This window comes from Formosa sediminum (genome assembly GCF_007197735.1).
GTDB classification, from domain to species: domain Bacteria; phylum Bacteroidota; class Bacteroidia; order Flavobacteriales; family Flavobacteriaceae; genus Formosa; species Formosa sediminum.
Genome location: NZ_CP041637.1, coordinates 3,281,165 through 3,295,345 on the forward strand (window position 1 = coordinate 3,281,165; position 14,181 = coordinate 3,295,345).

14 protein-coding genes are annotated in these 14,181 nt (G+C 31.1%); 12 read left to right on the forward strand and 2 right to left on the reverse strand.

Going from position 1 to position 14,181, the window contains the following annotated elements:
• Positions 1–2: 2 nt before the first annotated feature.
• The 6 genes from FNB79_RS14500 to FNB79_RS14525 all read left to right on the forward strand — a co-directional run bounded on the left by FNB79_RS14500 (position 3) and on the right by FNB79_RS14525 (position 7,741).
• Positions 3–590 (forward strand): Maf-like protein, encoded by a 588-nt coding sequence (locus FNB79_RS14500; protein WP_143382039.1) that lies wholly within the window; start codon positions 3–5, stop codon positions 588–590.
• 86 nt (positions 591–676) lie between these two features.
• Positions 677–1,207: a mechanosensitive ion channel domain-containing protein gene (locus FNB79_RS14505; RefSeq protein WP_143382040.1), complete on the forward strand. Its 531-nt coding sequence runs from the start codon at positions 677–679 to the stop codon at positions 1,205–1,207.
• 18 nt (positions 1,208–1,225) lie between these two features.
• Positions 1,226–2,302 carry a magnesium/cobalt transporter CorA gene (gene corA / locus FNB79_RS14510; RefSeq protein WP_143382041.1) on the forward strand — a complete coding sequence of 359 codons (1,077 nt, stop codon included), beginning with the start codon at positions 1,226–1,228 and terminating at the stop codon, positions 2,300–2,302.
• Between the two features lie 141 nt (positions 2,303–2,443).
• A complete protein-coding gene (locus FNB79_RS14515) occupies positions 2,444–4,969 on the forward strand; it encodes a PIG-L family deacetylase (RefSeq protein ID WP_143382042.1) in 2,526 nt (841 codons plus the stop codon).
• 113 nt (positions 4,970–5,082) lie between these two features.
• Positions 5,083–6,777 (forward strand): sodium:solute symporter, encoded by a 1,695-nt coding sequence (locus FNB79_RS14520; RefSeq protein WP_143382043.1) that lies wholly within the window; start codon positions 5,083–5,085, stop codon positions 6,775–6,777.
• Positions 6,758–7,741 carry a Gfo/Idh/MocA family protein gene (locus FNB79_RS14525; RefSeq protein ID WP_143382044.1) on the forward strand — a complete coding sequence of 328 codons (984 nt, stop codon included), beginning with the start codon at positions 6,758–6,760 and terminating at the stop codon, positions 7,739–7,741. The genes FNB79_RS14520 and FNB79_RS14525 overlap by 20 nt, the downstream gene beginning before the upstream one ends.
• 63 nt (positions 7,742–7,804) lie before the next feature.
• On the opposite strand, the gene FNB79_RS14530 is transcribed toward FNB79_RS14525, so the two are convergent.
• Both FNB79_RS14530 and FNB79_RS17280 read right to left on the reverse strand, forming a co-directional pair.
• Positions 7,805–8,650 (reverse strand): DUF2911 domain-containing protein, encoded by an 846-nt coding sequence (locus tag FNB79_RS14530; RefSeq protein WP_143382045.1) that lies wholly within the window; start codon positions 8,648–8,650, stop codon positions 7,805–7,807.
• 308 nt (positions 8,651–8,958) lie between these two features.
• On the reverse strand, positions 8,959–9,096 hold the full coding sequence (locus tag FNB79_RS17280; protein WP_185967780.1) for a hypothetical protein: 138 nt from the start codon (positions 9,094–9,096) through the stop codon (positions 8,959–8,961).
• A 93-nt stretch (positions 9,097–9,189) separates the two neighbouring features.
• Between FNB79_RS17280 and FNB79_RS14535 the strand changes: the two genes are divergently transcribed.
• From FNB79_RS14535 to FNB79_RS14560, 6 genes are all read left to right on the forward strand, one after another.
• A complete protein-coding gene (locus FNB79_RS14535) occupies positions 9,190–10,059 on the forward strand; it encodes a DUF4412 domain-containing protein (protein WP_143382046.1) in 870 nt (289 codons plus the stop codon).
• Positions 10,060–10,233: 174 nt separating this feature from the next.
• Positions 10,234–10,998 (forward strand): M90 family metallopeptidase, encoded by a 765-nt coding sequence (locus tag FNB79_RS14540; protein ID WP_143382047.1) that lies wholly within the window; start codon positions 10,234–10,236, stop codon positions 10,996–10,998.
• Positions 10,999–11,024: 26 nt separating this feature from the next.
• On the forward strand, positions 11,025–12,059 hold the full coding sequence (locus FNB79_RS14545; protein WP_143382048.1) for an alpha/beta hydrolase: 1,035 nt from the start codon (positions 11,025–11,027) through the stop codon (positions 12,057–12,059).
• 81 nt (positions 12,060–12,140) lie between these two features.
• On the forward strand, positions 12,141–13,052 hold the full coding sequence (locus FNB79_RS14550) for a DnaJ C-terminal domain-containing protein (RefSeq protein WP_143382049.1): 912 nt from the start codon (positions 12,141–12,143) through the stop codon (positions 13,050–13,052).
• Positions 13,045–13,338 carry a chaperone modulator CbpM gene (locus FNB79_RS14555; RefSeq protein WP_143382050.1) on the forward strand — a complete coding sequence of 98 codons (294 nt, stop codon included), beginning with the start codon at positions 13,045–13,047 and terminating at the stop codon, positions 13,336–13,338. The genes FNB79_RS14550 and FNB79_RS14555 overlap by 8 nt, the downstream gene beginning before the upstream one ends.
• Positions 13,339–13,418: 80 nt before the next feature.
• Complete coding sequence (locus FNB79_RS14560) at positions 13,419–14,135, forward strand: M15 family metallopeptidase (RefSeq protein WP_143382051.1); 717 nt, start codon at positions 13,419–13,421, stop codon at positions 14,133–14,135.
• The last annotated feature ends 46 nt before the right edge of the window (positions 14,136–14,181 follow it).

The window sequence follows — 14,181 nt, forward strand, 5'->3', positions numbered from 1 at the left end:
ACATGCTACACAAAAACAGTTCTAATTACAATATTATTTTAGCTTCTGGTTCGCCTAGAAGACAACAATTTTTTAAGGATTTAGGATTAGATTTCTCCATTCAATTAAAACCTGTTGAAGAAGTGTATCCACCACGTTTAAGACATTTTGAAATTAGCGACTATTTAGCACAACTTAAAGCACTTCCGTTTAAAGAAACCTTAAAACCAAAAGACATTTTAATTACAAGCGATACTATTGTTTGGCATAATGAAACAGCTTTAGGAAAACCTAAAACAGAAGAAGAAGCATTTAAGATGCTTAAATCATTAAGTAACACAACACACGAGGTTATAACTTCGGTTTGTTTTACCACACATCAATTCGAAAAAACAATAAATACTGTTACTAAAGTTACCTTTAAAACCTTAACAGATCAAGAAATTAATCACTATATCACAACTTATAAACCATTTGATAAAGCAGGTGCTTATGGTATACAAGAATGGATTGGATATATAGGAGTTACTAAATTAGAAGGGTCTTATTTTAACGTTATGGGACTTCCTACAGATGCAGTATATCGAGTTTTAAACGACATTATGTCTTAAAAATCCTGAGTTTAAACTTCGCAAAAAGTTATATATTTTGTAGATTCCTTAATCTATCTTTGTGCCATTAAATTCATGTATATATTATGTTTTTTGAAACTCATTTTAAAGTCATTATTTCTTGTATTATATTACTTGTAGTACTGCTAATCATTCGTTATATAGTATTAATTTTAGTAAAAAAAATAGGGCGAAAAAGCGGAATTAATGAAGCACGTATTCACCTCATCCAAAGGTATTCTACGGTTACATTATTTCTAATCGGTCTCCTATTCCTTTCTGTTATCTTAGGTGCTAAACCCGAAGATTTAGCATTAGTATTCTCTTCTGTGTTTGCTGTAATTGGTATAGCGCTATTCGCCATTTGGTCCATATTAAGCAATATCACGTCTGGCGTAATCATGTTTTTTTCGTTTCCATATAAAGTCGGAGATAAAATTAGCATACACGATAAGGATTTTCCTATAGAAGCCGTTATTGAAGATATTCGTGCTTTTCAGTTACATTTAAGGTTGGATAACGGCAATTTAGTAACCTATCCTAATAATTTAATATTACAAAAAGCTGTAACTTTAGTTCAGAAAGATGCCATAGACGATGGTCTGGATGCTATTTAAAATCAAGTAATTTAAATTATGCCTAAAAAACCAAGAACTAAGAAAAATAAACAAAAAACAGGTTTATCTCCTGGTACAATTGTATATACAGGACAAAAACAAACACAACAATTATATATTGAAGTGTTTAATTATAGTCCGTCTCATGTTCTTGAAAAAGAGCTTCCAAAAATTGAAGATGCATTTACGTTTAAATCCGATTCTACTGAAGAAGTAACATGGATAAACATTAACGGTCTTAACCATACCTACGCCATAGAAAGCATTGGGCAACACTATAATATACATCCTTTAATTCTAGAAGATATTGCTAACATTTCTCAACGTCCTAAAATTGACGAATTTGAAGACTACTTATCCTTAAGTATGAAAATGTTGTATTACGATACAGAAAAAGGCTTAATTTCTGAACAAATAACCTTAATTCTTGGCCAAAATTACGTCTTAACATTTCAAGAATCTGAAGGCGATGTGTTTACCGGTTTACGAGACCGCATTAGATTGGGTAAAGGACGTCTAAGAACATTGGGATCTGATTATTTATTTTATGCATTAATAGATAACATAGTCGATCATTATTTTGTAGTTGTAGAATCTCTAGGCGATAAAATTGAAGACCTAGAAGACGATCTTTTTAATGGTAATACTCAAGATAATATCTCTACACAAATTCAGGATTTAAAACGTGAAATTTTAAGAATTCGACGTGCTATTTTCCCTATGCGAGACATTATAAATCGAATAGAAAAAAGTGAACACAAATTAATAGATTCTAAAACGATACCTTTCTTTCAAGATGTATACGATCATACCATTCAAGTAAATGAAAACACAGAAGTGTATCGCGAAATGGTTTGGGGATTAATGGATATGTACATGACAGGAATAAGCAATAAAATGAATGAAGTTATGAAAGTATTAACCATAATTTCAACCATTTTTATTCCATTAACATTTATCGCAGGAATTTATGGGATGAACTTTGACAATATGCCAGAACTACATCACCCGTACAGCTATCCCATTTTATTAGTAATCATGTTAATTATGTTTATTTTCATGATTATCTATTTTAAACGCAAAAAATGGCTTTAACATATAATTTTTATTTTTTCTGAAATTATTCTGAAGGATTTACGTCTAATTTAGAGTTAAAGTTAAAGAAACCTTAAAACACTCTAAAACCCAAGGCTACTTTCTATATTTGAAATTAAAGCCTAATTCAAATTCGTCTTAATGAAAAAAATTGTACGCTGTCTGCTCATTTTGTTATTAATAACTCCTGCTACTTTTGCACAACAACCTAAAAAACCTAATGCTTCAGAAATACATCAGGCCATAAAAAAACTTAATTTTTTAGGCTCTGTTTTATATTTGGCTGCCCATCCAGACGATGAAAACACAAAAATGATTTCGTATATGGCCAACCATGTAAAAGCCCGAACTGCTTACTTATCACTAACACGTGGAGATGGCGGACAAAATTTAATAGGTCCAGAAATTAGAGAACTTTTAGGTGTTATTCGTACACAAGAACTTTTAGCAGCCAGACGCACAGATGGTGGGGAACAATTTTTTACACGCGCTAACGATTTTGGCTATTCTAAACACCCAGACGAAACTTTAGCAATTTGGGATAAAGACGAAGTGTTAAGCGATGTGGTTTTAGCCATAAGAAACTTTCAACCGGATATAATTATTAACAGATTCGATCATCGCTCACCGGGTACTACTCATGGTCATCATACCAGTTCTGCAATGTTAAGTGTAGAAGCTTTCAACTTAACTAACAATGCTTCTAAATATCCAAAACAACTTAACACAACTTCAACTTGGCAACCTAAACGCATGTTTTTAAATACTTCTTGGAGATTTTACGGATCTCAAGAAAATTTTGATGCTGCAGACAAAAGTAAATTAATGGAAATAGATACAGGTGTCTATTTTCCGTCAAGCGGATTATCTAATACAGAAATTTCGGCTTTAAGTAGAAGTCAACATAAATCTCAAGGATTCGGTAATACAGGAACACGAGGTTCTAGTCTAGAGTATTTAGAATTAATTAAAGGTGACATGCCTAAAGATCCCTCAAATATATTCGAAGGTATAGATACTACGTGGAATCGTGTTAAAGGCGGAAAAGCCATTGGAAAACTTTTAACCGAAGTAGAGAATGAATACGATTTTGAAAACCCCGCTGCTAGTATTCCAAAATTAGTTAAAGCCTATACTCTAATTCAGCAATTGGATAATACACACTGGAAAACACTTAAAACTGAAGACATAAAAAATGTTATTGCAGCATGTGCAGGTATATATTTAGAAACCGCTGCAACACATAATTGGGGTACCGCTAACGAAACCATAGATTTAAACATTGAAGTGATAAATAGAAGTGCTCATTCTATAATACTCCAAAGTTTAAAAACTCCAAATGAAACAGTTATCACTAAAAATATAAACCTCACTAATAACACTAAATTTAATTTTAAAGCACAGTATAAAGTAGATAAATCTATAGCACTTACAACACCGTATTGGTTAACCCAACCAAGTAGTTTAGGAATGTATACTGTTGAAAATAAAGCTTTAATCGGAAAACCTGAAACTCCAAGAAGTCAAAATATTACATATAATTTAATTATAGAAAATACTGTAATTCCGTTTACTAAACCTATAATTTATAAAAGTAACGATCCAGTAAAAGGCGAACTTTATAAACCATTCGAGATTGTACCTATTGTGGCTTCACAACTTGTAGACCCTGTTTTAATTTTTGAAAACGACGCACCTAAACAAGTTGGTGTTCTTGTCACAGCGGGTAAAGATAATATAGAAGGTTCTGTGAGTTTAAATGCACCAAAAGGATGGAGTATTTTACCTCAAGATCTACCCATTTCAATAGATCATAGAGGTGAAAGTAAAACTGTTTACTTTACAGTTACTCCTCCAAAACAACAGGATGAAGTTCAAATAACATCTACAGTTACTGTAAATCATAAACCATACAACAAAGCCTTAATAAAAATTGAATACGATCATATTCCATTTCAAACTGTTGTTATGCCAAAACCTAGCAAATTTGTAAGGTTAAATATTATAAAAAAAGGAGAAAATATTGGGTATATTCAAGGTGCAGGAGATGTTGCACCTGAAAGTCTAAGACAAATAGGCTATCAAGTTGCTATTTTAAATCCAGAAGATATCACAACCTCTAATTTAAAACATTTTGATGCTATTGTAATTGGTATTAGAGCATATAATACTGTTGATGATTTAGCATATAAACAACATGTTTTATTTGAGTATGTTAAAGGCGGAGGAAATGTAATTGTACAATATAATACCAACCGTGGTTTAAAAGTAGATGCTCTAGCACCATATACTTTAGAGCTATCTAGAGACCGTGTTACAGACGAGCATGCTAAAGTAACGTTCTTAGATCCTAAGAATGAACTTTTAAATTACCCTAATAAAATTACGACTAAAGATTTTGAAGGCTGGACGCAAGAACGTGGTTTATATTTCCCTAATGTTTGGGGTAAAGAATTTACTCCTATTTTAGGAATGCATGATAAAAATGAAACCGAAACTAAAGGAAGTTTACTTGTGGCTAAATATGGAAAAGGACACTATATATACACAGGATTAAGTTTTTTTAGAGAATTTCCTGCAGGTGTTTCTGGTGCATATAGATTATTCGCCAACATGCTTTCTATTGGAAAAAAAGATATTAAAACAGAACCTAAATTAGCCGATTAAAATGCAAGAAAACGAACCTGTAAAACAAACTTGGAAACGCTCGTATACTTGGGTATTAATTGCCAATGCGGTGTATATTGTTATCTTTTATTTAATTATGAAATCCTTTTAATATGGAAAGTTTAGACTGGATTATATTAATAGGGACGCTACTTGCCATAGTAGGTTACGGTACTTGGAAAACAACCGGAAGCCAAAATGTACAAGACTACATTAGGGGAGGAAATCAAGCACAATGGTGGACAATTGGTTTATCGGTAATGGCAACACAAGCCAGTGCAATAACATTTTTATCTACGCCAGGTCAAGCCTTTAATGATGGTATGGGGTTTGTACAATTCTATTTTGGCTTACCCATAGCCATGATTATTATCTGCATGGTTTTTATTCCGTTATATCATCGTTTAAAAGTGTATACGGCATACGAGTTTTTAGAAAATAGATTCGATTTAAAAACAAGAAGTTTAACTGCTGGATTATTTTTAGTACAACGTGGTTTGGCTGCTGGTATTACCATCTACGCCCCTGCTATTATTTTATCGGCTGTATTAGGCTGGTCTTTAAATCAGTTAAACATTATTATAGGTGTACTGGTAATTATTTACACCGTTTCTGGTGGTACAAAAGCTGTAAGTGTAACTCAAAAACACCAAATGGCTGTAATTTTTACGGGGATGTTTATTGCGTTCTTTCTCATTTTAAGTTATCTCCCAGATAATATTAATTTCTCTAACGCCTTAGATATTGCTGCTGTAAACAATAAAATGAACATTCTAGACTTCTCTTTCGATTTTGAAAATCGCTATACATTTTGGAGTGGAATTATTGGAGGAACCTTTTTAATGCTCTCCTATTTTGGAACAGACCAAAGTCAGGTGCAACGCTATTTATCAGGTAAATCACTTCGCGAAATGCAATTAGGTTTAATCTTTAATGGTCTTTTAAAAGTGCCTATGCAATTTTTTATTTTGCTTGTAGGCGTTATGGTTTTTGTCTTCTACCAATTTAACCAAGCACCAATACACTTTAATCCACATGCACAAGATGTTGTTGCAGCTTCATCGTTTTCAGATGAATTTAAAACTTTAGAAAACGAACAACATGAGCTTTTTGAAAATAAGAAAACATTATTAAACACTTATGTTACCACGCCTAGTGAGGATTTAAAACAAGAAATTTCTAAACTTAATACCTTAGAAAAAACCAATAGAGATCAAGCCAAAATAATTTTAGAACAAGCCGCAAACGAACACCAAACTAAAATTGAAACTAACGATAAAGACTACGTGTTCATTCACTTTATTTTAAATAATTTACCACGCGGATTAATTGGCTTACTTTTAGCGGTTATTTTAAGTGCAGCAATGTCTAGTACTGCTAGCGAATTAAATGCATTAGCATCTACCACAAGTATAGATATTTATAAACGTAGCTTAGCACCAGATAAAGACGATATGCATTATGTTAAAGCGACCAAGTGGTTTACTTTAGCATGGGGAATTTTAGCTATTTTCATAGCGTGTTTTGCATCTTTATTCGATAATCTTATTCAATTAGTAAACATAATAGGGTCTGTGTTTTATGGTAATGTTTTAGGTATTTTCTTATTGGCATTCTTTTTTAAACACGTAAAAGCAAATGCAGTATTTACGGCTGCAATTATAACTCAAGCCATTGTAATTTATGGCTGGTATTTTGATTGGATGCCATATTTGTGGCTTAATCTTTTTGGCTGTACTTTAGTTATTATGATCGCATTATGTATTCAACTTTTTATACCAAAACAAAATGTCATTACAACAGAATAAAACCATACGATGGGGAATTATTGGACTTGGCAATATTGCTCACAAATTCGCTAAAGATTTATTAACTATTAAAGATGCTAAACTACAAGCCGTTGCTTCACGATCTGCAGATAAAGCAAATGCTTTTGCAAACACTTATAATGCGGTGAATGCGTACAGTAGCTATGAAGATTTAGTTAATGATCCAGATGTAGATGCTGTTTATATAGCCACACCACATAGTTTTCACAAATCTCATACTTTATTATGCTTAACGCATGACAAAGCCGTTTTATGTGAAAAACCTTTTGCCATGAATTTAGAAGAGGTAAAAGAAATGATTGCTCTGGCAAAAGAAAAGAAAGTATTGTTAATGGAAGCATTATGGACTTATTTTTTACCACATTACCAATATACTTTAGAGCTCTTAAAAAACGAAAACTACGGAAAATTATTAAAGGTTGAAGCTGACTTTGGTTTTTCAAGACCATTTAATGAATCTTCAAGATTATTTGATAAGGCTGTTGGAGGAGGAAGTTTATTAGATATTGGTATATACCCTATTTTCGCAACCTTATCAACATTAGGAGAACCCGACCATATTGAAGCGAGTTGTACATCATTTAATAATGGAGCTGATTCGTCTTGTAATATGCATTTTAAATACAATACAACTACAGAAGCTATTTTAAAAAGTACTTTAGTTGAAGACACACCTACTACTTGTGTGTTTACATGCGAAGAAGCTGTAATCACTTTAAACAGACAATTTCACACGCCAACCACTGTTACTATTTCTCAAAATGGAAAGGAACACACGTTAGATTATACGGGAGACACTATTGGTTATAATTTTGAAATACTTCATTTTAATCAATTACTAAGAGAAGGCAAAACAGAAAGCGATATAATGACTTTTGATTTTAGTTTAAAACTCATAAAAACCTTAGATAAAGTTAGATCTTTAATTCAGCTTAACTATTAAAAACATAAAATGAGGCTATAAACCTAAGTTCATAGCCTCATTTTTTATATTAAACACACCATATTAAAGCGCTCCCCATTCTTTTAAAGACTCGGTATTCATTTTTATATAGTCTTTATTCCCTGCAACTTTTGCGGCTTCTAAAGATTGCTTAGCAGCTATTATAGCACCTTCCTGATCTCCAGATTTAGCATAAATTAATGCCTTTTTACGTAATTGAAAGAAGGCTGGCTTTTCTGTCATACTAAGTGCTTTATCAATCCAAAGTTTAGCCTGATTTATATCTTTACCAGACTCGTAATAATAGACTGCAGAAGCATAATAATCTGCTGCTGAAGTACCACTCATAGCACGTTCAATATCTTTAGTAACAATTTCATCTGTAGGAACATTTATCTTAAAAGATGCAAATCGTTCTCCCCAAGAGAAACGCATTACAGCAGAATCGTTAGTTAAATCTGAAAATAATATTGTAAATGTTTCAACTTTTACTGGATTAGGATACACCTCTGTTTTTGTGGTTAATGCCACTTTACTTTCATCCCATGTTTTTGGCAATCCCCAATTATCTGAATCGGTATAAAAAATAACATCCCATGCAACTTTATCAGGTTTAGTATATATAGCATATGTTCCTGCTTTTAAAGATTTTCCTCCAATAATCACATCATCAGAAAAAGTAATTTTAGTATTTGCATTGGCTCCTGTTCTCCATAATTCGCCATAAGGTAAAAGGTAACCGTAAAGATGACGCCCACGTAAACTTGGTCTAGAATACTCTACAGTAATATTAGTTAAACCAACTGTTTGTTCTATTTTACTAAACGGACTTGGTTGTGGTGTTTTTACTTGTGCTTGAAGGCTAAATGTAAATATTAAACTCATTACGCCTAACATTAAGTGTTTCATGATTTTGTTTATTTTTAGTTGAAAAGTAAAATTACATATTCATAATACGTTTAATTGTTAACAAAACCTTAAATAGCCTGTTTTTAAAAAAAGAACTAAAATATATTTCTATTAATTTTTTTTAAAAACAGATCATTTATACTTATTTTTTAATTACATTTAAACCTAATAATCAACCGATTAACATTCTTCCCTAGCTCCTAATTAATAGGTTTTCATTAAAACCTAAATAGAATGTTGTTTGCTAAATTTACAGATTTACATATTAGTTTAAAATGCTTACTGTGTTTAGGTATACTATGTTCTTGCTATGTATTAGTGCTTTTGCTCGCATTATATTTTCCGGAAATTGAGTCTGCTGTTCCACCCCTTCTATTTACCACATTTAAACCCACAGAATTGTATATTTTATATTTCATGATAACATGTATTAATCTTGTTCTCATACTTTCTGTTTTTAAACGTCAGAATAGATTATGCTCATGGGGATCTGTTTTTAAATTTTATAAAATATCTAATCACTCTTAAAACATTATACTATGAAACTAAAACACCTCACAATTATATTGCTATTCCTGTTCTCAGGAACTCAATTACAAGCTCAGTTTTTAAAAAAATTGAAAAATAAATTACAACAAGCTACCGAAGATGTTATAATAGATAAAGCTTCACAAAAAGCAGAACAAAGCTTAGGCAAACACTTAGATAGCATTTTAGGAATAGATGGAGAGTATAACTTTAACGGCGGTAATTTTGGACAGTTTTCTTTAGCTAATGACTCCATATTACCAGATACCTATACTTTTGAATGGAAATATATTTTACGTATTGAGAGTCCTAAAGAAGATCCTATGGATATTACATACTATTTAAAACCAGAAGAAAAATATTTTGCAATGCAACCAACTTTAGACCAAGTAAACCAAAGTGACAACGTATTTATTGTAATGGATATTGAACGAAATGCTAATGCTATTTTTATGACAAATAAGAATAAAAAAACAGGCATGGTAATGCACTCAAATCTTAATATGGATAATATTGAATCTGATACTTATTTAGAAACAGATTATACATTTACAGAAATAGATGATAAAATTATTAATGGTAAAGTCTGTAAAGGTTTTAAAATAGAAAACGATGATTCTATAATGATTATGTATAACGATATGGATGCACCTGTAAGCTTTTCAAGTATTTTTGGAATTAACACAAAAAATGTTCCGAATGGATTTAATCCAAAATGGTTAGATCAAGCAGAAAACAGCTTAGTTATGGAGGTTATTTACACAGATAAATCTAACACTAAATCTACAACCATGCGTTGCATGAGTTTACATGAACACAATTTTCAAATAAAAAAACAAGACTACGATTTTACATCAATTGCAAATTTTTCTAAAAACTAAATCTTAAAAATATAGACTACTAAAAACCAACACCTTAACCAGCCATTAAAATCCTAAATAAAAGCATTTTTGATCTTTTTTTCAAAAATGCTTTTTGCTTAAAACCGCTTAATTAAAAATTCTTATTAAAGGCAGTCTTTTTTATCTTAACTTGTAAATAATAAAAACAAATTCATGATTTTTACAGGTATTGCCTTTTGTATTCTTGTCGCTTTCGCAATTTTTGCTTTAAGTAAATTAAAGACTAAAAGAGCTAAAACATTTCCAAAACATTGGCACAAATTACTAGTAAACAATGTACAGTTTTACAAAAAATTGCCAGCTAACAAACAAAAACAATTTCAACAACGAATAATGTTATTTTTAAGTGAAGTACACATAGAAGGTGTACAATTAGAACTGGAAGATATAGACATTGTATTAATTGCAGCAAGTGCTGTTATTCCTGTATTTGGATTTCCAAAATGGCAGTATACAAATTTAAGTGGTGTTTTATTATATCCTGATAATTTTAATGAAGACTATGAATTTGGTAAAAAAAGTAACAATCGTATTATTGCAGGAATGGTTGGTACAGGTCGATTAGAAAAGCAAATGATAATTTCTAAAAAAGCTTTACATCATGGATTTGCTAATAGTAACGACAAAAGCAATACAGCCATTCATGAATTTGTACATTTAATAGATAAAATGGATGGCGATACCGATGGCGTACCAGAACTCATTATGCAAAATGCATATACCATACCATGGTTAAAATTAATTCATAAAGAAATGGAAGCCATCACTAACAATAAATCAGACATACGGCATTACGGAGGTACTAATCAAGCAGAGTTTTTTGCAGTAGCATCAGAGTATTTTTTTGAAAATCCTAAGCTTATGGAAAGAAAACATCCCGATTTATACAACATGCTTAAAATGTCCTTTTCACAATAAATCTTATTCTTATTAAAAATATAAACATGAAACTAAAATCGGTTGTAATTACGTTATACATTATAGTATTTAGTGTACTTACCTTACACGCTCAAGGTTTTAGAATGCGTCTTAAAGTTCCAAGTGAAGCTTTAAAAAATAATTTAATAAACGATCCTTCAATTCGGGACATTACAGTGTATTTACCACCGTCTTACCAAACAAAACTCGATAAAAAGTATCCTGTTTTATATTTACTACACGGCTTTACAGATAGTGACAGTAAATGGTTTGGTTGGGAACACCATTGGATAAACATGAACAACATTTTAAACACCTGCATGCAAGATGGCAGCTGTAAAGAAATGATAGTTGTTATGCCTAATGCCTATACAACCTACAAAGGTAGTTTTTACGGAAACTCGGAAACAATGGGAGATTGGGAAACTTTTATTACAAAAGAACTTGTCTCTTTTATAGATTTAAAATTTAGAACTTTAGATCAGGCTAAAAGTCGTGGTTTGGCTGGCCACTCTATGGGTGGTTATGGCACATTACGATTAGCTATGAAATATCCCAATGTATTTACTTCTATTTATGTATTAAGTCCTAGTAGTCTAGAAGAAGATTTTATACCAAGTCCAGAACACATTAAAAATATGGAGGCCGTACATTCAAAATTCGACATTGCAAATTTATCTTTTATAGAAAGCATTAATATGGCATTTTCTGCGGCATGGGCTTCAAACCCTAAAAAATTTCCTTTATATATAGATTTGGCTTATAAAGATGGAAAACCAAGACCAGAAATTCTAAAAAAGTTTAGCGATAATTATATATTGAATATGATGGATGACTACCTACAAAATTTAAAAGCTTTACAAACTATTGCTATTGATGTAGGTACAAAAGATACCGCTATTTTTGAAGCGTCTAAAAAACTACATAAAAAATTAACTGCAGCCAACATTACCCATACTTTTGAAGCATATGATGGCAACCACATTAATAAAATACCTGAACGTATAAAAACAAAAGTACTGCCTTACTTTTCTAAAAATTTAGTATTTGAGTCTGAATAATTTTTTGATTAGTCTTATTAATTCACGAACTTTATGATAATATACAGCGCATCTTTTAATCGTAATTAACACCTTTTAGTTATGGATTTTATTGATTATTATAACATTTTAGGACTAGATAAAAATGCTTCAGAAAGCGATATTAAAAAAGCCTATCGTAAACTTGCTAGAAAATATCACCCCGATTTAAATCCTAATGATAAAGAAGCTGAAAAAAAATTTAAAAACATTAACGAAGCCAACGAAGTCTTATCAAATAAAGAAAATCGTAAAAAATACGACAAATACGGAAAAGATTGGCAACACGCAGACGATATAGAACGGGCACAAAAGGCACAAGGAACTAATCCAAACCAAGGCTATCAAAATTATTCTGGCCAGTCCTATTCAGATAATGATTTTTCAGATTTCTTTGAATCTATGTTTGGAGGACAACGTACTTCGGGCTCAAGACAAAGTCATCATCAAGTACAATTTAAAGGACAAGATTTTAATGCCGAGTTACAATTAAATCTAACAGATGTGTACACAAACACATCTCAAATCTTAACCGTAAATGGTAAAAAAATTAGATTAACAATTCCTGCTGGTATAGAAAATGAACAAGTAATAAAAATATCCGGTAAAGGCGGACCAGGAGTAAATGGAGGTCCGAATGGCGATTTATACATTAAATTTAACCTTGTAAACAATACCAAATTTAAACGTTATGGTAATAATTTACATGCAGATGTAAATCTAGATTTATATACTTCGCTTTTAGGTGGCGAAATTATGGTAGATACATTTTCTAGAAAAGTAAAATTAAATGTTGCTCCAGAAACTCAAAACGGTACTAAAGTGAAATTAAAAGGCAAAGGATTTCCTGTTTATAAAACAAAAGACACCTACGGAGATTTTATAATTACCTACCATATACAAACTCCTAAAAACCTAACCTCTAAGGAAAAAGAATTATTTTCAGAACTACAAAAACTAAGAAAACATGGCTGAAAATCATTATATATTAGTAGAAACCATTTGTGTAAAATACAACATAGAACCTGTCTTTCTAGATGAATTAAACGACAATGGTTTATTAGATATCATTACGATTAAAAATCAAAAATGCTTACATCAAAATACCTTGAGTGATTTGGAAAAAATGATTCGGTTACATCATGAATTAGAGGTAAATATAGAAGGAATTGATATTGTGTTTAACTTACTTAAAAAAGTAAATGAATTACAAAATCAATTAACCCAAACTAAAAACAAATTAGAATTTTACGAACGGTAATAAATTATTTTTTTGAATAAGATATTGCTTTTAATTTCGTTAATATTACCTTGAAATTAATCGCATATATAAACTACCTCATGAAAGTAACTATTATACGTCTAATATGTATGGTCTCCATATTAAATTTTAGTACGCTACAAGCTCAAACCACTTCTAAAACTATTACTAAAGCATTTGTACTCGGTAAATTTAATTTTGAAACAGACCCTTGTTTTGTTAAAGTAGCAACGGCATTTTCTAATAAGACTATTTACTTACAACAAGAAGTTTACACTGCATTTTTAAATATGAATGCAGCTGCAAAACAAGATGGTGTACAATTTACAGTAATTTCTGGTACACGTAATTTTTTATATCAAAAATCTATTTGGGATCGTAAATGGAAAGCAAATGAAGACCTCTCTCCTATTGAAAATGCTAAAAAAATATTACAATACAGTTCCATGCCTAGTACTTCTAGACACCATTGGGGAACCGATTTAGATCTAAATAACTTATCTAATTCTTATTTTGAAAGCGGTCAAGGTTTAAAAGAGTACACATGGTTGGTAAAGCATGCCAATAACTTCGGGTTTTATCAAGTATATTCATCTAAATCTAACGGACGTACAGGCTACAACGAAGAAAAATGGCATTGGTCTTATATGCCGCTTTCTAGCCAATATCTAAAATTTTATAACGAGCATATAACAGATGCAGACATTTCCGGATTTGAAGGTTCAGAATTAGCAACCAACTTACATATGGTTTCTAATTATGTTAATGGCATTTCTGAAGCAGCAAAAGCTCAATAAAAAATCTCAAGTGTAATAAAGAATAATCACTTGAGATTTAGATATA